General features: G+C 55.8%; 16 protein-coding genes and 1 riboswitch. Of the genes, 11 read left to right on the forward strand and 5 right to left on the reverse strand.

Annotated features, from left to right (window positions below; genetic code table 11):
* The first annotated feature begins 748 nt into the window (after positions 1-748).
* Both NR302_RS20105 and NR302_RS20110 read left to right on the forward strand, forming a co-directional pair.
* Positions 749-3,436, forward strand: coding sequence for a cation-transporting P-type ATPase (locus NR302_RS20105; RefSeq protein ID WP_258145596.1), 2,688 nt, complete (start codon positions 749-751; stop codon positions 3,434-3,436).
* Between the two features lie 125 nt (positions 3,437-3,561).
* Positions 3,562-4,602 carry an AI-2E family transporter gene (locus NR302_RS20110; protein ID WP_258145887.1) on the forward strand — a complete coding sequence of 347 codons (1,041 nt, stop codon included), beginning with the start codon at positions 3,562-3,564 and terminating at the stop codon, positions 4,600-4,602.
* A 73-nt stretch (positions 4,603-4,675) separates the two neighbouring features.
* Here the strand turns inward: NR302_RS20110 and NR302_RS20115 are convergent, their stop codons facing one another.
* Both NR302_RS20115 and NR302_RS20120 read right to left on the reverse strand, forming a co-directional pair.
* Complete coding sequence (locus NR302_RS20115) at positions 4,676-7,720, reverse strand: efflux RND transporter permease subunit (RefSeq protein ID WP_258145597.1); 3,045 nt, start codon at positions 7,718-7,720, stop codon at positions 4,676-4,678.
* Positions 7,720-8,808, reverse strand: coding sequence for an efflux RND transporter periplasmic adaptor subunit (locus tag NR302_RS20120; protein WP_258145598.1), 1,089 nt, complete (start codon positions 8,806-8,808; stop codon positions 7,720-7,722). Before NR302_RS20120 ends, NR302_RS20115 begins: the two co-directional genes overlap by 1 nt.
* 507 nt (positions 8,809-9,315) lie before the next feature.
* Here NR302_RS20120 and NR302_RS20125 point away from each other — a divergent pair.
* On the forward strand, positions 9,316-12,018 hold the full coding sequence (locus NR302_RS20125) for a cation-transporting P-type ATPase (protein WP_258145599.1): 2,703 nt from the start codon (positions 9,316-9,318) through the stop codon (positions 12,016-12,018).
* A gap of 60 nt (positions 12,019-12,078) precedes the next feature.
* On the opposite strand, the gene NR302_RS20130 is transcribed toward NR302_RS20125, so the two are convergent.
* On the reverse strand, positions 12,079-12,312 hold the full coding sequence (locus tag NR302_RS20130) for a YgdI/YgdR family lipoprotein (RefSeq protein WP_258145888.1): 234 nt from the start codon (positions 12,310-12,312) through the stop codon (positions 12,079-12,081).
* A 129-nt stretch (positions 12,313-12,441) separates the two neighbouring features.
* Positions 12,442-13,212, reverse strand: coding sequence for a GntR family transcriptional regulator (locus NR302_RS20135; RefSeq protein ID WP_258145600.1), 771 nt, complete (start codon positions 13,210-13,212; stop codon positions 12,442-12,444).
* Between the two features lie 79 nt (positions 13,213-13,291).
* Between NR302_RS20135 and NR302_RS20140 the strand changes: the two genes are divergently transcribed.
* The 8 genes from NR302_RS20140 to ddpX are packed head-to-tail and all read left to right on the forward strand — an operon-like array spanning position 13,292 to position 22,531.
* A complete protein-coding gene (locus NR302_RS20140) occupies positions 13,292-14,572 on the forward strand; it encodes a M20 family metallopeptidase (protein ID WP_258145601.1) in 1,281 nt (426 codons plus the stop codon).
* Between the two features lie 21 nt (positions 14,573-14,593).
* Complete coding sequence (locus NR302_RS20145; protein ID WP_258145602.1) at positions 14,594-16,192, forward strand: ABC transporter substrate-binding protein; 1,599 nt, start codon at positions 14,594-14,596, stop codon at positions 16,190-16,192.
* A 9-nt stretch (positions 16,193-16,201) separates the two neighbouring features.
* Positions 16,202-17,149 carry an ABC transporter permease gene (locus tag NR302_RS20150; RefSeq protein WP_007885920.1) on the forward strand — a complete coding sequence of 316 codons (948 nt, stop codon included), beginning with the start codon at positions 16,202-16,204 and terminating at the stop codon, positions 17,147-17,149.
* The gene (locus NR302_RS20155) at positions 17,142-17,969 is read left to right on the forward strand and encodes an ABC transporter permease (protein WP_008110632.1); all 828 of its coding nucleotides are present in this window, start codon (positions 17,142-17,144) and stop codon (positions 17,967-17,969) included. Before NR302_RS20150 ends, NR302_RS20155 begins: the two co-directional genes overlap by 8 nt.
* Positions 17,969-19,606 carry an ABC transporter ATP-binding protein gene (locus tag NR302_RS20160; protein WP_258145603.1) on the forward strand — a complete coding sequence of 546 codons (1,638 nt, stop codon included), beginning with the start codon at positions 17,969-17,971 and terminating at the stop codon, positions 19,604-19,606. The genes NR302_RS20155 and NR302_RS20160 overlap by 1 nt, the downstream gene beginning before the upstream one ends.
* Before the next feature lie 10 nt (positions 19,607-19,616).
* Positions 19,617-20,843 carry a M20 family metallopeptidase gene (locus NR302_RS20165; RefSeq protein ID WP_258145604.1) on the forward strand — a complete coding sequence of 409 codons (1,227 nt, stop codon included), beginning with the start codon at positions 19,617-19,619 and terminating at the stop codon, positions 20,841-20,843.
* On the forward strand, positions 20,843-21,955 hold the full coding sequence (locus tag NR302_RS20170) for a Xaa-Pro peptidase family protein (RefSeq protein WP_258145605.1): 1,113 nt from the start codon (positions 20,843-20,845) through the stop codon (positions 21,953-21,955). Before NR302_RS20165 ends, NR302_RS20170 begins: the two co-directional genes overlap by 1 nt.
* A 15-nt stretch (positions 21,956-21,970) precedes the next feature.
* The gene (gene ddpX, locus NR302_RS20175) at positions 21,971-22,531 is read left to right on the forward strand and encodes a D-alanyl-D-alanine dipeptidase (protein WP_258145606.1); all 561 of its coding nucleotides are present in this window, start codon (positions 21,971-21,973) and stop codon (positions 22,529-22,531) included.
* A 212-nt stretch (positions 22,532-22,743) separates the two neighbouring features.
* Here ddpX and NR302_RS20180 read toward each other — a convergent pair whose 3' ends face one another.
* Positions 22,744-23,010 (reverse strand): DksA/TraR family C4-type zinc finger protein, encoded by a 267-nt coding sequence (locus NR302_RS20180; protein WP_008110643.1) that lies wholly within the window; start codon positions 23,008-23,010, stop codon positions 22,744-22,746.
* Positions 23,011-23,122: 112 nt separating this feature from the next.
* Positions 23,123-23,250, forward strand: a riboswitch (TPP riboswitch).
* Positions 23,251-23,309 lie beyond the last annotated feature (59 nt).

A 23,309-nucleotide genomic window follows, 5' to 3' on the forward strand; every position in this document is an offset into this window, starting at 1 on the left:
AGCAACAACGAATCCATTGTTGGCATTATTTGAGTGGATAATTTAATTACCAAGCATAGAAACAACCGCGTAAGTGAATAGTCCTACGGCGGAGCAGGTAACAATTGCAATGACAACATAAAGACTCAGACGGAGCAGGCTATAACCATACATCGTTGCCTCCATTAACCATGACCACAGAAAAACTGCGCCATCGCCCTAAAAGGTGAGAAGTATTAACGGGATGTTTTTGTTATCGATGAGCATAGACGCAGATGTCAAAAAAAGTAAAGGCAGATAGCTTGTAATATTTTTGATGAAATAAATAGCATTTAAATTCATGTCATTTCAAATGTAGAGATTTAAACACCGCAAATGCAGAATAAAATACTTGCGTAAAGCAACCTCATTATTTGATTAAAAACGCCCAGCCTTATGAATTATCACACTATATTTTTATTATTCTCCGTGATCGGATTAGTCTGATGAGATAATTGCGTTCCGCCTCGCGACTTTTATTGCAAAATGAATGTGTTGAATATCCCTGTGCTACGTTTATAGCGTTCATTTTTCAAAATACTTTCAAATTCGTATAGATAATACGGCTGCTCCACTGCCGCTGAGCAGCGATTAATTACATATATTTCAATCTGAAACGGACCACTTCTCTAGCTGAGTAAGTCAGGTCTGATCTTTTCGTTCAATGGCGACTTGTTAATCACGGGATATCACCGCCTTGATTTCCGAAACAGGATTTGAGGAGAAAGCGATGAATACTGCTAAACCGGAAAGTACCTATTACCAACTTTCTGTCGATGAAACGCTGGCCAGTACGCAAAGTTCCAGCGAGGGAATCAGTAGTGCTGAAGCGGCGGCGCGCTTAACACAGTACGGGGAAAATGCCCTGCCACAGAAACCCGGCAAGCCGGTTTGGCTGCGTTTTCTCGCCCACTTTAACGATGTTCTCATCTATGTTCTGCTCGCCGCCGCGCTGCTGACTGCCGTAATGGGACACTGGGTCGATACGCTGGTGATCCTCGGCGTTGCGGTGGTGAATGCCCTGATTGGACACATTCAGGAGAGCAACGCGGAAAAATCCCTGCAAAGTATTCGCAATATGCTCTCCAGCGAAACGGTGGTGATCCGCGCGGGTAATCACGAAACGCTGCCGACCACCGCGCTGGTGCCGGGTGATGTGGTGGTGATCCGCGCCGGCGACCGCATCCCGGCGGACTTGCGCGTGATTGAGGCGCATAACCTGCGCGTTGAAGAAGCGATTCTGACCGGCGAATCCACCGTGGTTGAGAAGGGCACGGACGCGTTGACCGGCGAGCTGCCGCTCGGCGACCGCACCAATCTGCTGTTCTCAGGCACCACCGTGAGTTCGGGCGGCGGTAAAGGGCTGGTGATCGCCACCGGCGGCGCCACGGAACTTGGCCACATCAACCAGATGATGTCCGATATCGAAAAGCATCGCACGCCGCTGTTGGTGCAGATGGATAAGCTCGGCAAGGCGATTTTCCTGATCATCCTGGCGATGATGGCCGCGCTGTTTGTCTTCAGTTTGCTGTTCCGCGACATGCCGGTTTCCGAGCTGATGCTGTCACTGATCAGCCTCGCCGTGGCATCGGTTCCTGAAGGGTTACCGGCGATTATCTCGATCATTCTGTCGCTTGGCGTGCAAACCATGGCGAAGCAGCAGGCGATCATCCGCAAACTGCCGACCGTGGAAACGCTGGGCGCGATGACGGTGATTTGCTCGGATAAAACCGGCACGCTAACCATGAATGAAATGACGGTGAAAGCGATTATCACCGCCGATCAAATTTACCGCGTTGATGGCGTCAGCTATGAACCGGTCGGCGCCATCCATAAAGCCGATGACGCGGTTCCGGTGAAAGTGGCGCAGGGTTCGATACTGGAGCGCTATCTGCGCACCATTGATCTGTGTAACGACAGCCAGCTGATCAAAGATGAAAGCGGTCTGTGGAAAATCACCGGCGGCCCGACCGAAGGCGCGCTCAAGGTGCTGGCCGCCAAAGGGCAATTACCCTCAGTGACCACCGAACTGCGCAATAAAATCCCCTTTGATTCGCAATACAAATACATGTCGACGCACTATCTGATCGGCGATGAAGAGTGCGTGTTACTGACCGGCGCGCCGGACGTGCTGTTCAGACATTGCCAGCAGCAGCAAACCGAAGCCGGGCTGCAACCGATCGATCTGGCGTGGTGGGAAGCCAAAATTGAAGAGTATGCGCGCGAGGGATTACGCATGGTGGCGGCGGCCTGGAAACCGGCCACGCCAGGGCAAAGTGAACTGACGCATCAGGATCTGCAGCAGGGCATGATATTGCTCGGCATCGCCGGGATGATGGATCCGCCGCGACCCGAAGCCATCACTGCGATTGGCGACTGTTTGCAAGCCGGCATTCGCGTCAAGATGATCACCGGCGACCATCCGCAAACCGCGATGAGTATTGGGCAGATGCTGGGGATCGGCAACGCCAGCACCGCCATCACCGGACGCGAATTGGAGGTGATGGATGATCATCAACTCGGCGAGGCGGCGCAGGCCTACGACATCTTTGCCCGTACCAGCCCGGAAGATAAGTTCCGTTTGGTACAGGCGCTACAGAGCAAGAAAGAAGTGGTCGGGATGACCGGCGATGGCGTTAACGATGCGCCTGCGCTGAAGCAGGCGGATGTCGGTATCGCCATGGGGATCAAAGGCACCGAAGTGACCAAAGAAGCGGCTGATATGGTGCTGACGGACGATAACTTCGCCACCATTGCCAGCGCGGTGCGTGAAGGGCGGCGAGTGTATGACAACCTGAAAAAGACCATTTTGTTCATCATGCCAACCAACCTCGCACAGGGCTTACTGATCATCATTGCCTTGCTGGCGGGTAACTTAATTCCGCTGACACCGGTATTGATTCTGTGGATGAACATGGCGACCTCCGCCACGCTCTCTTTCGGCCTGGCGTTTGAAGCGGGTGAACCTAACATCATGCGTCGTCCACCGCGCGATCCCAAACTGCATGTGATGGATGGTTTCGCCATCTGGCGCGTGATTTTTGTTGGTTCGATGATCGCCATCAGCGCCTTCGTACTGGAAGCCTGGCTGCAACCGCGCGGCTATTCGCCGGAATTTATTCGTACGGTGTTATTACAAACGCTGGTGACAGCGCAATGGTTCTATATGCTGAACTGCCGTGTATCTGACGGTTTCTCACTCAGCAAAGGTTTGCTGATGAATAAAGGCATCTGGATTGTTAGCGGCGTGCTTCTGGTCCTGCAATTGCTGATTATTTACGCGCCCTTTATGCAACTGCTGTTTGGTACCACCGCGCTACCGTTACGTTACTGGATTATTACTCTGATCATTGGCTTCGTGATGTTTTTAATTGTCGAAATCGAAAAACCATTAACGCGGAGATTCAGAATCAATTAATAGCGCGTGACATTCAGGCCTGAGTAATCGCGGCCTGAATGTTTTTCGTCACTTGACCTCAAACAAGGCCCAGCGCACAGGTTTTTCTCTATAATACATTTTGTATAGGATGAAGGATCTTAATGATGGGATTGAACGAGTTTCCTTTATGGTCAAGACTTTTGCGCGTACTGTTAATTCTCGCCACGCTGACCATAATTCTCACCGGTATTTATCTGGCATCAGCATTAATTAATCAGGTGATGCTGTCGCTGTTTCTGGCGATAATGCTCGACCCATTAATCAGTCGGCTGGAAAGAAAACGCGTGCCGCGTTTACTGTCATCCCTGCTGGTGATTGTGCTGCTGTTACTGGTGATTGTGTTCACCATTATCAAACTCACGGTATTAACCCCCGATTTAATCCAGCTGAGCCGCCAGGCACCGCAGCTACTGGCCGAACGCTTCGAGCCGGTGACGCAGACGTTTAGTCATCTGGGCATTGTGTTGACGCCCAACGATATGCTGGCGTTTGTGGATGCAGGTGCGGTGGTGCGTTTTGTCACTGGTTTCCTCACGCAAATTCCGAGCATTCTTTCCTGGTGGCTGATGGTGTTTCTGATGCTATTTTTCATGCTGTATGAAATGAAAAATTTGAAAACCTTGTTACGCAAACAGGCCGAAGGGAAATATCAGCGCTATTACTTGGCGCTTGAAGAGGGCGTGCAAAGCGTTATCGTTTATGCTCAGGTAAAAACCCTGACCAGTATTGTCGGCGGCATTATTGTCTGGGCAGGCGCACATCTTCTTGGCCTGAAGTTCGCCTTTTTCTGGGGCGTGTTGATGTTTGTTTTCAACTATATTCCGGTGCTGGGTTCATTTATGGCGGCCATCCCGCCGGTGCTGCAAAGTTATATGCTGTACGATATCCAAACCGCATTGGTGGTCGCGCTGTTCTTTGTGGCACTGAATTTAATCCTGAGTTCAGTGATTGAACCGTTATTATTGGGCAAGCGATTAAATATGGCGCTCACCACCCAGCTGCTGGCGTTTCTTATCTGGCAATCGCTGTTGGGCATCATTGGCGCGATTTTGGCGATTCCGCTGACGTTTATGTTGAAAAAGATATTGCTGGCGAGCGCTGGGAATGAAACGCAGGGAGAGCATTTTTCAAAAAGGTCGCCATAAATGGCGACCCTACGAACACAGATCTCGCTTTTGTAGGGTCGCCATTTATGGCGACCTCAACACCCCCAAAGCATCAAACCCTCTTACCCGTATAAAAACTCTGATACAGCACCGGCAACACCAGCAGCGTCAGCACCGTAGCGAATCCTAAACCGAAAATGATCACCACCGCCATGCTCTGGAAAAACACATCGCGCAGCAGCGGGAGCAGGCCGAGCACGGTGGTGAAGGCGGTGAGCAGAATCGGGCGCAGACGCGAGGTTGCGGCATCGAGAATCGCTTGCTGCAACGGCTGATGCCGCGCCAGCTGGCGCGTTTCCTCAACCAGCACGATACCGTTACGAATCAACATCCCCGACAAACTCAGCAAACCAATCAACGCCATAAAACCAAACGGAATGCCGGTGAGCAGGAAACCGCAGGTGACGCCAATCAGTGCCAGCGGCACGGTGATCCAAATGGCCAGCGCATCACGCAGCGAATTAAACATCAGCACGGTAATCACAAACATCGCGAGGAAACCTAACGGCAGCGATCCGAGCAGGCCGCTCTGGGCATCACGGGAACTCTCCAGCTCGCCGCCCCATTCCAGATGGTATCCGGCGGGCAAGTTCAGTTTCTCGATGGCCGGCTGCACGCGCGCCACAATCTCTGCAGCGGTGCGACCGCTGGCCGGATCGGGATCGGTCTGTACCGTTAATACGCGCATGCGATCGCGACGCATAATCAGCGGATCTTCCCATTCCAGCTGGAAATCACTTACCAGATTGGCCAGCGGCACATAGCGCTGCTGCGCCTGACTCCACACCTGAACATTGCCAAGATGATCGATATTCTGCCGCTCCTGCTCGGCGGTTTGCAGCATGATCGGCATCAACTGCGAGCCTTCGCGCAGCAAACCGACGCTATCGCCACTGAAGTTAATACGCAGCGCCCGGTCGATATCGCGCTTGTCCACGCCCAGCTCCTGACCGCGCAGCGGCGAATACTGCGGACGGATCACTTTACTGCGCGCCTGCCAGTCATTACGCGGCGGAAACGCGCTGCCTTCGGCGAGGAAAATGTCATCTATCTGGCTGGCAATCTGCCGCAGCATAATGGGATCGGGGCCGGTTACGCGCAACGCAATCGCGCTGTCGCTGGCACTGCCGAAATTGATGCGTTTGATGCGCTCCGTCACCTGCGGGAAGCGCTCGCGGATGTGCTGCTCAGTCTGCTGCGCCAGCGATTCCAGCTGCTTCGCGTCCTGCACGCGCACCATAATCTGCCCGTAATTACTGTACTGACGTGTCGCATCGTAGGTCAGCGTAAACCGCATCGCGCCCTGACCGATGGTGGTCACGGTACTGGTGACGCCCGGCTGCTGGTTGATCCAACCTTCAATCTCGCGCGCGGTTTGCGCGGTGTAATTAATATCGGTGCCATAAGGCAGCCACAGATCGGTGAAGAAAATCGGCGTATTGGAGGCAGGGAAGAAGTTCTGCTTCACGAAGCCGAAGCCATAGATCGAGGTTGCCAGACACGCGGCCATCAGCACCAACGTGGTAATGCGGAAGCGCAACAGCGTGGTAAGCACGCGACGATACAGGCGGAACACCACGCCCTGATACGGCTGCGCGGTTTCTTTGCTGACAACCTGCCGACCATCCATCCACTGCACGAATACCGGCGTCAGCGTCAGCGCGGTGATCCAACTCAGCAGCAGAGAAATCAGCAGCACCTGGAACAGCGATTTACAGTATTCGCCGGTGGAGTCCTGCGATAAACCAATCGGCGCGAATGCGATGATGGCGATCACCGTAGCGCCGAGCAGCGGCAGCGCGCTGCGTTTCACCATCTGCATCATCGCCTGTTGCAACGGTTTGCCGCGCTGGCGATCCACCTTGATGCCTTCCACCACCACGATGGCGTTATCCACCAGCATGCTAAGAGAGATAATCAGCGCACCCAGCGACACGCGCTGCAGCTCAAGCTTAAACAGGTACATGATCAGCAGCGTGCCCAGCACATTGAGCGCCAGCGAGGCGGCAATCACCATGCCGCTGCGTACGCCCATAAACAGCAGCAGCGTGCCCACCACAATCGCTAACGCCATCAGGAAGTTATTGATGAAGCCATCCACCGACTGCTTCACTTCCTGCGCCTGGTTATAAAACACGTTCAGATCGATGCCGAGCGGTTTGGCCTGCTGATGCTGCTGAATTTTTGCGCTTAACGCATCGCCAACGTCGATGACGTTGACGCCAGGCGCAAAGGAAACGCCCATCGCCAGCGCGGCGTTGCCGTTCGCGTGATAGAGATTGCCCGGCTGATCGGTAACGCCATAGCTGAGCGTGGCGATATCGCGCAGCAACACTTGCTGGCTGCTGCCGGGCGCAGAGATCGGCAGCGCGCCGATCTCGTCCAGCGACTGAAATTCGCCGGTGGGATGGAAGCGGATGGCTTCATTACCGAGGCGAATCTGGCCCGCATCGGAAACAGCATTGACGCTGTTGAGCAAGGCGGCCACGCGCTGCGGCGTCACACCCAGCGCCGCCATCTTCTGGCTGGAGAGCGTGATATTCACCTGCTCCTGCTCGATACCGGCAATTGCCACTTTCGCCACGCCAGGCACCAGATTCAGCTCACGCCGCAGCTGATCGGCGTAAGTCCGCAGCTCGCTGTTGGTGAAGTGCTCGCCCGACAGGGTAAAGAAGTAACCGTACACATCACCGAAGTCGTCATTCACCAGCGGTGTGCTGACGCCGGGAGGAAACTGGCGCGTGGCATCGTCAACGCGGCGACGCAGTTCATCCCATACCTGCGGCAAATCGTCGGCGCGATAGTGGCTGTGAATCGTAACGGTGATTTGCGACAAACCGTTGCTGGAGATCGAACTAACGTTGTCGAGCGATGGCAAACGCTGCAAGGCGTTCTCCAGCGGCAGCGTGACTTCCTCTTCCACCTGCTGCGCCGACGCGCCGGGATAGTGCGTCACGATCACCGCCGATTTAATGGTGAAAAGCGGATCTTCCAGACGACCAATATTGAGCAGTGCAAAAATGCCGCCCACGCCGAGCAGCAGGATCACCAGCCAGCTGCGAATCGGGTATTTGAGAAACTGTTCCAGCAGGCGCATCACAGACCTCGCTCGCGTGTCCACAGGCGCACCGCCTGGCCATCACGCAGATCGCTGACGCCCGCCACCACAATGCGATCGCCCACTTTCAAACCGGAGAGAATTTCGATGCCCTGCGCATTGAGTTTTCCCACCACTACCGGTTGCTGCTGGACGTTAAGCGCATCGCCTTCACCGCTCACCAGCCACACGTAAGGCTGATTCGGCAGGCTATGATCCGGGTTAAACACCGCGTTGGCCGGCACGCGCAGCAGCGGCGTGCCATCGGAAGTGGGCAGGTTATGCATCTGCACTTTCACCGTGCCGCTCAAGCCGCTGACCTGCGGTAAATCCGTCGGGCGCGGCATGGTCAGCACCACTTGCCAGGTTAGCGTGGCGGCATCAGCTTCTGCGCGATGCTCTTTATATGCTGCGCGAAACGTCCGGCCCGGCAGCGCATTCAGGCTGATCTCTGGCTGATAACTCAGGTTCTGCACGTCGAGGCTGGTGAACAGGTTTTCCGGCACGCTGAAAATCACATCCAGCACATCGTTGCGGCTGATCACCGCCACCGTTTGTCCGGCGGCGACCACCTGATGATTTTGGGATGCTACGCTGGTGACGATGCCATCAAAGGGTGCACGCAAGGTGTGATAATCCAGCTCCTCTTTGGCGATGTTGAGCGCCACGGCAGCGGAGTCGCGGTTCGCCTTTTGCACATCCATATTTGCCTGCGAAACCGCACTGCGCGTGGCCAGCGCGCTAAAGCGTTGATACTGGCGATCTGCCAGCAGGAATCTGTTTTGCTGATCGTTGACCCGCAATTGCGCATCGGTATCGATCAGTCGGCCAATCACCTCGCCAGCCTTAACATGGCTGCCTTCACGCACCTGCAACTGCGCCAGTCGCCCGGTACGCTTAAAGGCCAGTTCGGTGTAATCGCCCGCTGAAATACGCGCCGGAAATACCCTGACTTTTTCTGTGGTATTTTCCGTCAGCGTTAGCGCTTTAATTACGCGCGGTGCGCTGATTTCGTCACCGCTTTTATTGTCACAACCGATCAAAACTAAACAAATTAGAAGTGCGCCCAGCACTGGCCAATTATTCATGCCCTAGCCTCAATAAGAGAGAAAGGGCGGGAATATGCCATTGTCTGAAGGAGGGAATAATGACCCTCAGCAAAATAAGGGCCATTAGAGGAAATGAATTTTGTGTGTTTAACCTTGGTTTAATTTAGCTGTGTTTAGCGAAATCAATTATGCCACCATGCGCGAAACCACATGGTAAGAGAGTAAGCCGATGGCGGTAGCTGATGATACTGCAATGATAATAAAGGAAATAATCATCGGTATTGTCAGGTTGTGTATTTTATTCATAATAATTCTCCCTATGAATAATAGATTCCGAGATGAAACTAAAATTAATATGCGTTACGCACTCGTTCTATTTGCGTTTAAATAATAACGCTACGCAATCAGTGCTATCGCTATTAGCATCACACTTCTGAATCGGTAAAAACATGACCACGGTCAGTATGCTTCGGGAAAATATAATTAAAATGTGTTTTTTATTTTCGCACTCTTTTTTATTTTCAATTCAATAGCACGGGGTTAATTATGACTGTTATTCCTATTCAGCCAAAACGTCCGGAGGCATCCGCGCGGCCCTATTATCAGCAGGATAACGCCGCGGTATTTAACGCAATAAACAGCTCACCAGCGGGGTTGAGCACCACCGATGCCCAGCAACGACTCGATGCCAACGGGCCGAACGTGCTGCCGCAGAAAGCGGAAAAATCATTGCTGATGCGTTTTCTGGCGCATTTCAAAGATGTCCTGATCTATATCCTGCTGGCTGCGGCGGTGATCACGGCGGTAATGGGCCACTGGGTGGATACCTTTGTGATTCTCGGCGTGGCGGTGATCAACGCGATGATCGGCTTCATTCAGGAGAGCAACGCCGAAAAGTCGCTAAAAAGTATTCAGAACATGATGTCGAGCGATGCCATGGTGCTGCGCGACGGCCAGCAGATCACCGTAGCCACGCAGGATCTGGTGGTGGGCGATGTGGTGATGTTACGCCCAGGCGATAAGATCCCGGCGGACTTGCGTCTGTTCGAGGTGCACAACCTGCGCGTCGAAGAGGCGATTCTGACCGGCGAATCAACGGTGGTTTCAAAAAACACCGTGGCGCTTGAGGGCGAAAAAGCGCTCGGCGATCGCCTGAATCTGGCCTATTCCGGCACCACCGTCAGTTCGGGTACCGCGCTGGGCGTGGTGATCGCCACCGGCGGCGATACCGAGTTGGGCCATATCAATGCAATGATCTCCTCGATTGAAGAGGCGAAAACCCCGCTGCTGGTACAGATCGACAAACTCGGCAAAGCCATTTTCGGCATCATCATGCTGATGATGATTGCGCTGTTCGTGTTTGGTTATCTGCTGCGCGACATCGCGGTGACGGAGCTGCTGCTGTCGGTGATCAGCCTTGCGGTGGCGGCGGTGCCGGAAGGTTTACCGGCGATTATCTCGATCATTCTATCGCTCGGCGTGCAGTCGATGGCGCGTAATCACGCCATCATTCGTAAGCTGCCGACGGTCGAAACGCTCGGTGCTATGACGGTGATCTGCTCGGATAAAACCGGCACGCTGACCATGAACGAGATGACGGTGAAAGCGGTGGTGCTGGCGAACAGCCAGTGGCGCATCAGCGGCAATAGTTACGAACCCAAAGGTGAGTTCACCCTTGAAGCGGGTCAGCAGAGCGATGCGCTGATGCAGGGCTTCTTGCAGGTGGTGGATATCTGTAACGAAAGCCAGCTGCGTCAGGATGCCAACGGCAACTGGGGCATTGTCGGTGGTCCAACCGAAGGCGCGTTGAAAGTGCTGGCCGCCAAGGCGGGCATCCAGAGTGACAAGGTGCAAATTCTCAGCAAGCTGCCGTTTGACTCAGCCTACAAATACATGGCGGTGAGCTGCCTGATTGATGGCAAACCGTGCCTGCTGATGACCGGCGCGCCCGATGTGTTGCTGTCGCTGTGTCAGCAGCAGCAGGGCGCAACCGAAGCGGAAGTGATAGATCGCGGCTACTGGGAAGCGGCGATCACCACGTACGCCAGCGAAGGGTTGCGCACTGTTGCCGCCGCGTGGCGCTGGCTGCCGGAAGCGCAGCACCATATCGATCACGACGATTTACGCAACGGCATGAAGATGCTGGGTCTGGCGTGCATGATGGATCCGCCGCGTCCGGAAGCCATCACCGCGATTCGCGACTGCCAGCAGGCAGGAATTCGCGTGAAGATGATCACCGGCGACCACCCGGAAACCGCAATGGCGATTGGCCAGATGCTGGGCATTGGTAACAGCGATTCTGCAATTACCGGCTATCAGCTGGAGCACATGGATGATGCTGAGTTGGGCGTGGCGGCGCGTGAGTACGACATCTTTGCCCGTACCAGCCCTGAGCATAAGTTACGTCTGGTGAAAGCGCTGGAGAGCAGCGGTGAGATCGTCGGTATGACCGGTGATGGCGTCAATGATGCGCCTGCGCTGAAGCAGGCCAATGTCGGTATCGCGATGGGCATCAAAGGCACCGAAGTGACCAAAGAGGCGGCGGATATGATCCTTGCCGATGACAACTTCGCCACCATCGCGGCAGCGGTGAAAGAGGGCCGACGCGTCTACGATAACCTGAAGAAAACCATTCTGTTTATCATGCCGACTAACCTCGCACAGGGATTGTTGATCATCATTGCGATTCTGATGGGCAACCTGCTGCCGCTAACGCCGGTGCAGATTCTGTGGATGAACATGGCGACCTCGGCGACGCTGTCGTTTGGCCTGGCATTCGAACCGGCAGAGCGCAACATCATGCGCCGACCGCCACGCAATGCGCGCAGCCCGGTGATGGATGGTTACGCTATCTGGCGCGTGATTTTCGTCGGCCTGCTGATTTCGATTAGCGCCTTTGTGCTGGAAGCCTGGCTTCAGCCGCGCGGCTACACGCCGGAGTTCATCCGCACCGTGCTGCTGCAGATGCTGGTCACCGCGCAGTGGGTTTACATGCTGAACTGCCGCAACAGTAATGGATTCTCGCTGGATGCCGGCTTGCTGAAAAACCGTGGAATCTGGCTGGTCACCGTGGTGCTTATCGCGCTGCAGGCGATGATTATCTATGTTCCGCTGATGAACACGCTGTTTGGCACCGCGCCGCTGCCGTTTAAATACTGGCTGATTTCGCTGGCGGTGAGTGTGGGGATCTTTGTGCTGGTGGAGATAGAAAAGCATTTAACGCGAGGTTGGCGGGTAGCCCGAGTTTAAGAAGGGTGTAAGTTAAGCGTAAGCGGTCGCCATAAATGGCGACCCTACGAATGTTGGATATTAATTATCCAGTTCGCTCATGTTGGTGATCTTGTCGCGGTTGATCTGCTCAGTTTTACCGGTTTGCGCATCCTTGTAAGAAACAAGGCCTGTGTCGCTGTCGATTTGCGGCTTACCAGACGTCACGATAGTGCGTCCGTCGGTGGTTTTAATCGCCTGATTAGAAGAGCAAGCGGTCAATGTCATTGCCATAAAAGTGCCAAGAAATGCCGTTGCCAGTACTGTTTTATTCATCATGATGAGTTCCTTTCAGTGGAATACGTTTAACTACCTTAATAGCGTAGAACATTTTCCCGAAACTTCCAGAAACCCGGCGCATCTGCGCTGTTTAACCTGACTCAAACGGCGGTTCATGCCGCGCGATCAGCGAATCTCATTCACGTACATAAAGTGTTCGGTGCTAAAGCGGTGGTGCGCCAGAATCACCGGAAGGGCGCTCTGATCAAATGACACTTCATCAATCACCATCACGGCGTGCGGCAAACTCAGCTCCAGCAGCGCCGCATCCTCTTCATTCGCCAGCGTAGCGGTGATTTGCTCGCGCACCGCAGCGACGCGCAGATCGTAGCGTTCAAACAGATAGCGATAGAGCAGTGGCGGCAACTGATCGGCGGGTGGGAAATTGGCCAAACGCGCCGAGGGCAACACCAGCGTTTCATGCATCGCGGCGATTCCCTTCACGCGCCGCAAACGCTTCAGCCGGATCACCTCATCACCCTGAGCAATTTGCAGTTTATCCGCCTCATCGGCGCTGGCATGACTGAGCTGATAATCGAGTAATCGGGTATCGGATTGCAGCAATCCGCCGGTTTTATCGTGCAGCCGGAAATACTGGAAAAAGTGGCTGAGGTTGTGCAGCGGCGCCCAGCCGGTCACCACGGTGCCGGTTTTGCGACGTCGCATCAGCATGCCTTCTGTGGTCAGCGCCGCCAGCGCTTTTCGCACCGTGCCAACCGACACACCAAACTTCGCCGCCAGGCTATTTTCACTCGGCAAAATTGTGCCTGCGGGCAGTTCACCTTGTAGGATCGATTCGCTGATATGGCGCTTGACCACTTCATACAGCGGCGCACCTTCGCCTTCGCTGAGTCTGGCGAAAGGTTGAGCATCGTTCGCGTCATAGTTTTTTTGCATGTTTCCGATTACCGATTGACCGCAGTGGTTGAATTGCATTATCTATAAACTATATAGAAATACAACAGACGATAATCCTATGATGCAAAATTCACGCTTTAACAGTGCATTAGCGATGATTGCTAACGACGGCGCGCAAATGACGGATGACCTCAAACAGATGCTCGAGGTCGATACCTGCTTCCCGCCGGGCAACGGTTACGGCGCATTTGCTGACGTGATGACGCATCTGTTGCAGCCGCTGGATTTTCGCTTTGCGCGCGTCTCGGTGCCGGAACATTTGTGGCAGGCACCGGACGGCAGCGCGTACGGTGAACGCGTCAATCTGCTGGCATCACTTGATGCCGGTGCAGCTGAAAACTGCAATCTCTATTTCCATACCGATACCGTGCCCGCCGGCGATGGCTGGCGTTTCCCTGCGCTGTCGCTGACCGCAGCAGAAGGCAAGCTGTTTGGGCGCGGCGCGGCAGACATGAAAGGCACCATTGTTGCGGCGATGGCGGCGGTACGCGCGGCGCAGGCGGCGGCGATTCCGCTGCGTTTTAATCCGGTATTTCTGCTTTGCACTGATGAAGAGGGCGGCTTGTATCCCGGCATCCGTTATCTGGCGGAACAACAGCTTTTCTCCGGCCATCTGCTCAGCTTCAACGGTGGCGCGGTGCCGCGTATCTGGGCCGGCTGCTTTGGCAGCATCGATCTTAAAGTGATTATCACCGGACGTTCGGCGCACTCCGGCGATCCGGTTAACGGCATAAATGCTATCGAAGCGGCGCTGCCGCTGATGAACGCGCTTTACCAGCTGAAGCTCGAGGTGGAACAACGCACCTCGGCGATGCCTTCTCCGCCGCATTATCACGGCAAACCGCTGACGTCACTGTTAACGCTGGCCGCCGCGCAGGGCGGCAGCAAAGGCTCGACTATTCCTGAACGTTTTGAGCTGCTGATTAATCGCCGTTATGCGCCGGAAGAGCGCTTTGACGCGGTGTGGCAAGAGCTTACGCACTGTGTGGAAAGTGCGATGCGCGGCAGCCCCGCGCTCGATGTCACGCTGCAAATGATTGGTCATCTGGCGCCGGTCGCAAATCCTGACGGCCCACATTGGCCGCGCTGGCAGGCGGCGCTGAGTCAGGGATTTGGCTTCCAACCCAGCGAGTTCAAACCCTGGGGATCGTCCACCAGTTCCGATATGGGCTGGGTTCAGCAAGCCGGGATTCAGGAGATTTTACTCGGCGGGCTGGCCCGTCCGGACAATCGCATTCATGCCGCCGATGAGTACACCACGCTGGCAGATTTGATCGCACTTTCGCAGTCCATTCTGGCGTATCTCGCCGATGATTTTCAGCCAACCCAGGGTAGTTAACTAATTAACGAGGAAGAGAAGATGTGCGCAATGAAAGGGTTAAACCGCAGACAGTTTATCGCCAGTTCTACCGCTCTGACGGGCGCAGCGATGCTGCCTTGGTCGTTCTCGGCCCATGGCGCGCAGGTGGCGAGTGCTACGCCGGGCGGCACCGCGCGTAAAGGCGGTGTGTTGCGCATCAGCGTTGACCAGGCCGTCAGCGTGCTGAATCCGCATCAGGTTCGCGTCAACCCGGAATATCTGGTGGCGGAACTGCTGTACAGCGGCTTAACGCGTCTGACGCAGGAGATGAAAGCCGAAGCCGATTTGGCGAAATCCTGGCAGGCGAGCGCCGATCTCAAGCAGTGGACATTCACCCTGCGCCCGAACCTGAAGTTCAGCGACGGTTCCGCCTTAACCTCAGCGGATGTGGTCGCCAGCCTGCAGGCGCTGCTCGATCCGAAAAATGCTTCACCGGCGTTGCATAACATTGGGCCGATTAAAGCCGTCAGCGCGCCTGATACCAATACGGTATTGATTGAAACCGATGCGCCTTACGCCGATTTGCCGGTGATGCTGGCTTATCCGGATGCGAAAATCATCCCGGCCAGCATCGCGCAAGGCCAGTTTGAAAAGCTGAGCAAAGCCTCGTTCGGCGCAGGTCCTTTCCAGCTGGTGTCCTACGATCCGGAACGCAAAATTGTGGTGAAGCGCAACCCGCATTACTACGATCCGGCGCGTCCTTATCTGGATGGCGTGGAAGTGGTGGTTTATCCCGATGGCATCGCGGAGAGTTCAGCGCTGATTTCCGGTGACACCGATTTGATGCTGAGCGCGCAGTCGAGCGAGTTCGCGCGCCTGTCCAAATCTTCCGGCGTGCTGCCGCTGCGCGTGGCATCCGGCCAGTTCCTCAATGTGAACATGGGCTGCGATCAAAAACCGTTCAACGATGTGCGGGTACGTCAGGCGCTGGCACTGTGCGTTGATCGTCAGGCGTCAGTGGATTTCGTGGCGGATGGCTTGGGATCACCGGGCAACGACACGCCGATCAACGGCGCGTATCCGTTCTTCGCCAACCTGGCGAAAAAAGCGGTGGATTACAGCAAAGCTAAAGCGCTACTGGCGGATGCCGGTTATCCCAACGGTCTGGATTTAACGCTCATCGCCTCCGACAAACCAGCTACCCGCACGCAGTTGGGCATCGCGCTGCGCGAAATGGCGAAACAGGGCGGTTTCCGCATCAACGTGCAAACCATGGCGCACAGTACCTATCTCGATCAGGTGTGGAAGAAGGGCAACTTCTACGTCGGCTTCTACAACATGCAGCCGACGCCGGACGCGGTGTTCTCTCTGCTCTACACCTCAACCGCATCCTGGAATGAAACGCGCTGGAACAACGCGGAGTTCGATAAAGCGGTTGGCACAGCGCGTGAAACCCGCGATGAAGCCCAGCGCGCCACGCTGTATGGCAAAGCGCAGCAGCTGATGCATGACGAAGTGCCATCGGTGATCCCAACCTTCTTCGATCTGCTTGCCGCCAGCCGCGATTATGTCGGCGGATATCACCTGCATCCGCGCGGTGCGGTGTTCCGTCTTGACCATATCTGGTTGACCGACAAAGCGCCGAAGCGCGCAGTGTAAGGAGCGAACGTGACAGCAAGTTATCTGCTTAAACGCCTTCTGCTGATGGTTTACACCTTGTTAGTGGTGTCGCTGCTGGTCTTTGGCATCACTCAACTGTTACCGGCCGATGCGGCTGTCACTTTGCTGGGACAAAACGCCACGCCGGAAGCGTTGGCGGCGGTGCGTGAACGTCTGGGGCTGGATGCCCCGGCGTGGCTGCAATATTGGCACTGGCTGACGCAGGCGCTGCAGGGCAACTTTGGCGTATCGATGCGCAATGGCCTTGAAGTGGCACCGACACTGCTGACGGCGTTATCGCGCTCGCTGCTGCTGGCGGTTTGTGCCCTGATCCTGATGCTGATTATCGCCATTCCCCTCGGCATCTGGGCGGCGGTGCGTCGCGGCAAAACCGCCGATGTGCTGGTGAGCGTTATCTCCTATATCGGCATCTCGTTCCCGGAATTCGTCACCGCCACGCTGGTGCTGCTGCTGTTTGCCGATGTCTGGCAGATTTTGCCCGCCACCGGCTATGTGCCGCTCAGTGAGAACTTTGTCAGCGGCATTCAGCACCTGATTCTGCCGTCGGTGACCGTGGCGCTGATTCTGGTGGCGCACGTCTCGCGCATGGTGCGCTCAGAGATGGTCGATGTGCTGCATACCGATTACATCCGCGCCGCGTGGCTGAAAGGCTTATCGCGTCGTCGCATTCTCTGGCGACATGCGCTGCGCAACGGCTTGTTGCCGACCATCACCATTGTGGCGCTGGATGTCGGTTATCTGCTGGGCGGCATTGTGGTGGTGGAAGAGATCTTCGCCATCCCCGGCATTGGCCGCGAATTGATTGTCGCCGTGCAGGCGCGCGATCTGCCCACCATTCAGGCTGGCGTGATGATCCTCGCCGCGACCTATTCAGTGGTGAATTTCCTGGCTGATTTGGCCTACGTCACTCTCGATAAGCGGATCTCTTATGCCTGATATTTTGAAACGTTTGCTGCGTTCACCGCAGGGCGCCGCTGGCGTGCTGATTATCCTGCTGGCGCTGCTGATGGTGGTTGGCGGTGCGCACGTGGCGCCTTTTGATCCTGAATCGATCTCCATCCTGACGCGCTATAAGCCGCCTAGCGCGGAACACTGGTTTGGTACCGATCAGATGGGCCGCGACATCTTTAGCCGCGTGATGGTGGGCGCGCGCTCAACCATTTTACTGTCGCTGCTGGCTACCGCGCTGGCGATGGTGATCGGTTCGGTGCTCGGCACTGCCAGCGCCTATCTGGGCGGCAAATTTGATGAGTTCATGATGCGCACTATGGATGCGGTGATGGCGATTCCCAGCCTGCTGTTTGCGTTGCTGATTGTCAGCACGCTCGGGCAGAGCAGCATGAACGCGGTGCTGGCGATCACCATCGCCTTTGTGCCGGGCATGGTGCGCATCTCGCGCAGCGTGGCGTTGGCCGCCCGCCAGCAGGATTACATCAACGCCGCCATCGCGCGCGGCGAAGCCGGGCACTACATCATTCTGCGTGAAATGCTGCCGAATATTCTGGCGCCGATCATCGTGGAAGCCACCATTCGCGTCGCCTTCGCCATCATGCTGTTTGCCACCCTGAGTTTCCTGGGTTTGGGCGCACAGCCGCCAGAGCCAGAATGGGGATTGATGGTCTCGGAAGCGCGCGCCTACTTCTTCAATGCGCCGTGGATGATGATGATTCCGGGCCTCGCCATCGCGCTGGTCGCCATTGGTTTTAATTTACTGGGTGACGGGCTGCGTGATGTGCTCAACCCAAGGAGCCACTGATGAGTGACAAGCTTGCACCGGTGCTGTCGGTAGAAAATTACAGCCTCGATTACGCGTTAGCCAAAGGACATGCGCTGCCGGTATTGCGTGACATCAACCTGCAGGTGATGCCCGGCGAAGTGCTGGGGCTGGTGGGCGAATCGGGTTCCGGTAAAACCACGCTCGGCTGGGCGATTATGCGCTGGCTGGCGGGTAATGCGCATGAACTGCAGGGCGATATTCGCCTGAACGGCGAAAGCCTGCTGACCTTGCCTGCGGCCAAACTGACGGCGCTGCGCGGGGCCAAATTGGGCATGATTTTTCAGGATCCCAGCGCCTCGCTCAATCCAACGCTGACCTTGGGTGAGCAGGTCACCGAAGTGTTGCGCCGCCATCGCGGCTTGTCCGCGCGCGAAGCGCAGGAGCTGGGCGAATCGCTGCTGCACGACGTTGAACTCAAAAATCCGGCACGCATGATGCGCCGCTATCCGCATCAGGTTTCGGGCGGCGAGAAGCAGCGCATCCTGATCGCCACCGCGTTTGCCTGCCAGCCGGACTGCATGATTTTTGATGAGCCAACCACCGCGCTGGATGTGATCAGCTCAGCGCAAATCCTCGACCTTTACGAGCGGTTGCGCGAAGAGACCGGCGTCGCGTCGCTGTATATTTCGCACGATCTGGCGTTAGTCGCCAAAGTCGCCAACCGCGTCTGTGTGCTGGAGCAAGGGCGCATCGTCGAACAGGCCGACACGCGCAGCCTGTTTAACGCGCCGCAAAATGCCTATACGCGCAAGCTGATTGAGGCGGTGCCCAATCCGCAGCATCGGCTGGTGCAGGACGCGCCAGGCAATCAACCGTTACTCGGCCTGAAGCAGCTCACCATCGAATATGGCAAACAAGGCTTTCTCGATCGCCTGCTGAAGCGTGAAGCTAATACCACGCGCGCTGCTAATGCGGTTTCGCTCACCGTGCATCAGGGAGAAATCCTCGGCGTGGTTGGCGAATCCGGTTCCGGTAAATCCTCGCTGGGTAAAGCTATTACTGGCCTGGTGCCGTTCAGCGGCGAGCTCGATTTTTGTGGCTACACGCTGCATGGCCGGGCGCAGATGGATAAAGAGTATCGCCGCCGCGTGCAGATGATTTTCCAGCATCCCGATGCTTCGCTGAATCCGCGTATGACCATCGGCGAAATCATCGCGCGGCCGCTGCGCTTGTACGGTTTGCCGCCAGGTGAAACCGAAGCGCAGGCGGTGGCGCGCCTGCTGCAGGAAGTGCGTTTGCCTCCAGAGTTTGCGCAGCGTTATCCGCATGCGCTGTCGGGCGGCCAGAAGCAGCGCGTCGCTATCGCTCGTGCCTTTGCTAATCCGCCGGATTTGGTGATTTGTGACGAGATCACCGCCGCGCTCGACGTCTCAGTGCAGGCCACCATCATCGAGCTGCTACTGGAGTTGCGCCGCCGCTACGGCACCGCCTATCTGTTTATTACCCACGATCTCAACCTGATTCGCCAAATCGCCCATCGCGTTGCGGTGATGTATCGCGGTGACGTGGTGGAAGTGCTGCCGGGCGACAACATGACGGCGCTGGCGCAGCATCCTTATACCCGTGCACTGCTTGATGCGGTGCATATTCCCGACTTATCCAAGTCCGTTGCATGACGAGAAACACATGAATCCTGAACAGTTAATTCATCATATCGATCGCGAATTTTGCCTCTCTTTCCTGGCAAAAATGGTGCAGCACAAAAGCTACAGCGCCACTGATGGCGAGCGTGAACTGGCGAAATACATGGCCGCGCAGATGGCGCAGCTGGGCCTGGAAATCGAACTGCAGAACGTGCCTGGCGATCGACTGAACGCCATTGGACGATTGGCGGGCAGCGGCGGCGGTAAAAGCCTGCTGTTCAACGGACATCTGGATACCAATCCGGTCACCGAAGGCTGGACCGTCGATCCCTGGGCAGGAAAAATTGACGATCAGTTCATCTACGGCATCGGCGTGTCGAACATGAAAGCAGGTGATGCGGCCTACTTTTGCGCCTTGAAAACGCTGATTGATGCCGGTGTAAAGCTGAAAGGCGATGTGATTCTGACCTACGTGGTGGGCGAGTTGCAGGGCGGCATTGGCACGCTGGCGGCAATTGAGCAAGGCGTGCGCGCCGACTACTTCATCAACGCCGAACCCACCGATCTGCAAGCGCTGACCATGCACGCCGGTTCGCTGATGTTTACCATTGAGCTCACCGGCGATACGCGCCATTTATCGAAACGTGAAGAAGCGGTCGATGCGATCAGCGCCGCCGTTGAGCTGATTCCGCAGATTAACGGCATGACCTTTAGCGGTGCGAAAACTGCTGAGCATCTGAAGATTAACCGTGGACACATCGGTACCGTGCATGGCGCGTTGGGCCGCGATTTGGAAGAGTGGCGACCGCCGCAGGTGGCTGACTTTGTGCGCTTAAAAGGATCGGCACGCTTCGCGCCAGGGCAAACGGTGGAAGGCGTGCTCGCCGATCTGCAGGCATTGCTGAATACCTTGTGCCATCGTTATCCGGGCCTGAAAGCCGAGCTTTATGATGATGGCATTCGCGATAAACCCACCATGTTGCCGTTCGAAGTGTCACCGGAATCGGCCATCGTTAAAGCGGTGAATCGCGGCTGGAAAACCGTGCGCGGCACCGAGCAGCCGACCGGCGTGATAACGCCACCGGCATTCTTTGGCACCGACGCGGCGCATCTCTATCAGCATGCGGGCATGGAAGGGATCGTCTGTGGGCCGGGCGGCAAATACAACACCATGCCGGATGAGCGCGTTGAAATCAGTGAATTCCTCGATATGGTGCGCATCTATTTGCTGGCCATTCTGGAGATTTGCCAGCCGGTTGAGGCCGCGTAATGCACGCCGAGGCGCTGATGCGTCTGCGTGCCGCCATGCAGCAGAACGCAGTTGATATCATGCTGGTGGATCACGGTGAGCTGCTGGCCTGGCTCACCGGCTTTACCGTCTCCGAAACCTTATATCGCGCCTGCCTGGTGCCGCTCAACGGCGAACCCTGGATGGTGCTGCGCCAACTGGATGAAGCGCCATGCCGCACGCAATCGCCGAATCTGGAAGTGGAAAGCTATCGCGATGATCAGGATGCCTGGCACGCGGTGGCGCAAAGCCTGATAGGTCGTGGATATCAACAGGCGCGCATCGGCGCAGATTTTTACTCTTACGGCATGACGGTACACAGCTGGCAGCAGCTTTCGCGCTATCTGCCAGAAGTGACATGGCATGATTTAACCGGGCTGAGCGACCGGCTGCGCAGCGTCAAATTCCCGGCGGAAATCGCCGCGTTGCGTCAGGCTGCTGCCATCGCGGATGCCACTTTGATGGCGATAGGCGCGGAAGTGGAAGGCGGCTGGCGCGTGCGCGATGTCGCCGCGCTGGCCGCCGGACAGTTTTTGCGGCTGGGCGCGGATACCGGCGAAACCGGGCCGATTGTGATCGCCAGCGGTGATAATGGTTTTCTGCATGCCAGCGGCCACGAGCAGCGGCTGGAAAAAGGCGATGTGCTGCACGTCGAGCTGATCCCAAAAGTGAAACATTACAGCGCGCGCCTGATGCGGCCTTATATCGTCGGGGAGATTTCGGCGCAGCGTGCTGAACTGGCAGCACAGCTGATCGCCATTCAGGATCAGCAATTTGCGGCCATGAAACCGGGCATCGCGGCGCACGAAGTGGATGCCATCGTGCGCGATGCGGTTTTGAGTAGAGGATTGCGCGCGGATTATCCCAATATCACTGGTTATGCGTTGGGGCTTTATACGCGCACGCCACGGCCGAGTGATTTTTCCTGCAGTTTTCACGCTAACGCGCAGTGGCTGCTGGAAGAAAATATGGTGTTCCACATGTATATTTCCGCGCAAGGTTTGGCGTTCAGCGAAACGGTGCGCGTTACGCCCGCTGGCGCAGAACGGCTGACAAATTTACCGCGTCAGTTATTATCATTGCCGGACCAGTAATGAGCAGGATGTATTATGACGCAGGACGTTGAACTGATTGATTTAGCCGTAACCTTTCCCGCTTTACGTTTCGATCTGAAATATGCCACGGCGGATAACATCGCGGGCTATGCCATTTACCAAGAGGCCAAAGCGCTGCTGCATCCGGCCGCCGCCGACGCACTGGCAAAAAGCATTGAGATCGCCCGGCTGGCGGGATTTAGCTTATTGATACTCGATGCCTATCGGCCGCAGCAAGCGCAGTGGCACTTATGGGATGCCTGTCCGGATAAAGATTATGTGGTGCCGCCCGCGCAGGGATCGAATCACAGTCGCGGTGTGGCGATTGACCTGACGTTACTTGATGCACAAGGCCAGCCGCTGGATATGGGCACCGCCTTTGATGCGATGGAAGTGGAATCGCATCCGTATCATCCGAATGTTCCCGCCGAAGCACAACGCAATCGCCTGCTGCTGAACGCGATTATGTTTGGCGGCGGCTTTGTCGCTATGCCAACGGAATGGTGGCACTACGAGTTGCCTAACGCGAAAAGCTATCCATTACTTGATGAGCGATTTGGCTGCGTTGCGCGTTGAATTATTTCGTTTAGCCGATGGTACAAAACCCTGATTAGTTTTCAGCTGTAATCATGCCAAAGCAACGTAGGGTCGCCATTTATGGCGACCGATTCAAGCATAACCAGACATATATGCGAATTTCGGTCACCATAAATGGCGACCCTACAAAGGATTGGCAAATTTTTAATAGGGTGTGCATTCTGGTGATACTCAATCATTAATTAAAATAACTACCGCAACTGACTATCCTTACTTCCACGGCGGTTATAACCGCTGATCGCCGCCTGTTTTTTATCGATCTTGCTCTGGCAATTCACGCAGTAACGCACGCCAGCTAATGCCGCGCGACGCGCTTCCGGGATCGGTTCGCCGCACTCGTCGCAAAACTCGGCACTTTCACCGTGGCCGAGATTCTCGCGCGCGCGGGCCACCGCGTCATCGACCGTGGCATCAATTTGTTTGTGCACTGCACCGTCTTCTGACCAACCGCCAGCCATACTTCACCTCCACAAATACTAATGCCCAAAGTATAAGACATGGCGTGATGAATGCCGGACAAGCCAGAATTTAACAAGGTTGACACATCATCGCGCGCCATCCTAGACTGCGGCTTGTTCCAAGGGGTGCTCTGTTAAGGGGCTGAGATTCTACCGGCTGGCGTGTATGCGCTGGCAACGTAGTGACCCTCCGAACCTGATCCGGCTAATACCGGCGTAGGGATGCGGAACCGCAGGGCGATATTGCGCCCTGATTCCCTCTTTGTGCTTTGTAGCGGACAGTTCGCGCTCTTCAGGCG

The sequence above is a fragment of the Pantoea sp. SOD02 genome (assembly GCF_024707505.1).
In the GTDB taxonomy this organism is placed as follows: Bacteria; Pseudomonadota; Gammaproteobacteria; order Enterobacterales; family Enterobacteriaceae; genus Pantoea; species Pantoea symbiotica.

What these genes read in the sequence shown, in the direction of transcription:
- NR302_RS20105 (WP_258145596.1), top strand. Translation starts at nt 749, where the DNA reads ATGAATACTGCTAAACCGGAAAGTACCTATTACCAACTTTCTGTCGAT.
- NR302_RS20110 (WP_258145887.1), top strand. Translation starts at nt 3,562, where the DNA reads ATGGGATTGAACGAGTTTCCTTTATGGTCAAGACTTTTGCGCGTACTG.
- NR302_RS20115 (WP_258145597.1), bottom strand. Translation starts at nt 7,720, where the DNA reads ATGCGCCTGCTGGAACAGTTTCTCAAATACCCGATTCGCAGCTGGCTG.
- NR302_RS20120 (WP_258145598.1), bottom strand. Translation starts at nt 8,808, where the DNA reads ATGAATAATTGGCCAGTGCTGGGCGCACTTCTAATTTGTTTAGTTTTG.
- NR302_RS20125 (WP_258145599.1), top strand. Translation starts at nt 9,316, where the DNA reads ATGACTGTTATTCCTATTCAGCCAAAACGTCCGGAGGCATCCGCGCGG.
- NR302_RS20130 (WP_258145888.1), bottom strand. Translation starts at nt 12,312, where the DNA reads ATGAATAAAACAGTACTGGCAACGGCATTTCTTGGCACTTTTATGGCA.
- NR302_RS20135 (WP_258145600.1), bottom strand. Translation starts at nt 13,212, where the DNA reads ATGCAAAAAAACTATGACGCGAACGATGCTCAACCTTTCGCCAGACTC.
- NR302_RS20140 (WP_258145601.1), top strand. Translation starts at nt 13,292, where the DNA reads ATGATGCAAAATTCACGCTTTAACAGTGCATTAGCGATGATTGCTAAC.
- NR302_RS20145 (WP_258145602.1), top strand. Translation starts at nt 14,594, where the DNA reads ATGTGCGCAATGAAAGGGTTAAACCGCAGACAGTTTATCGCCAGTTCT.
- NR302_RS20155 (WP_008110632.1), top strand. Translation starts at nt 17,142, where the DNA reads ATGCCTGATATTTTGAAACGTTTGCTGCGTTCACCGCAGGGCGCCGCT.
- NR302_RS20160 (WP_258145603.1), top strand. Translation starts at nt 17,969, where the DNA reads ATGAGTGACAAGCTTGCACCGGTGCTGTCGGTAGAAAATTACAGCCTC.
- NR302_RS20165 (WP_258145604.1), top strand. Translation starts at nt 19,617, where the DNA reads ATGAATCCTGAACAGTTAATTCATCATATCGATCGCGAATTTTGCCTC.
- NR302_RS20170 (WP_258145605.1), top strand. Translation starts at nt 20,843, where the DNA reads ATGCACGCCGAGGCGCTGATGCGTCTGCGTGCCGCCATGCAGCAGAAC.
- ddpX (WP_258145606.1), top strand. Translation starts at nt 21,971, where the DNA reads ATGACGCAGGACGTTGAACTGATTGATTTAGCCGTAACCTTTCCCGCT.
- NR302_RS20180 (WP_008110643.1), bottom strand. Translation starts at nt 23,010, where the DNA reads ATGGCTGGCGGTTGGTCAGAAGACGGTGCAGTGCACAAACAAATTGAT.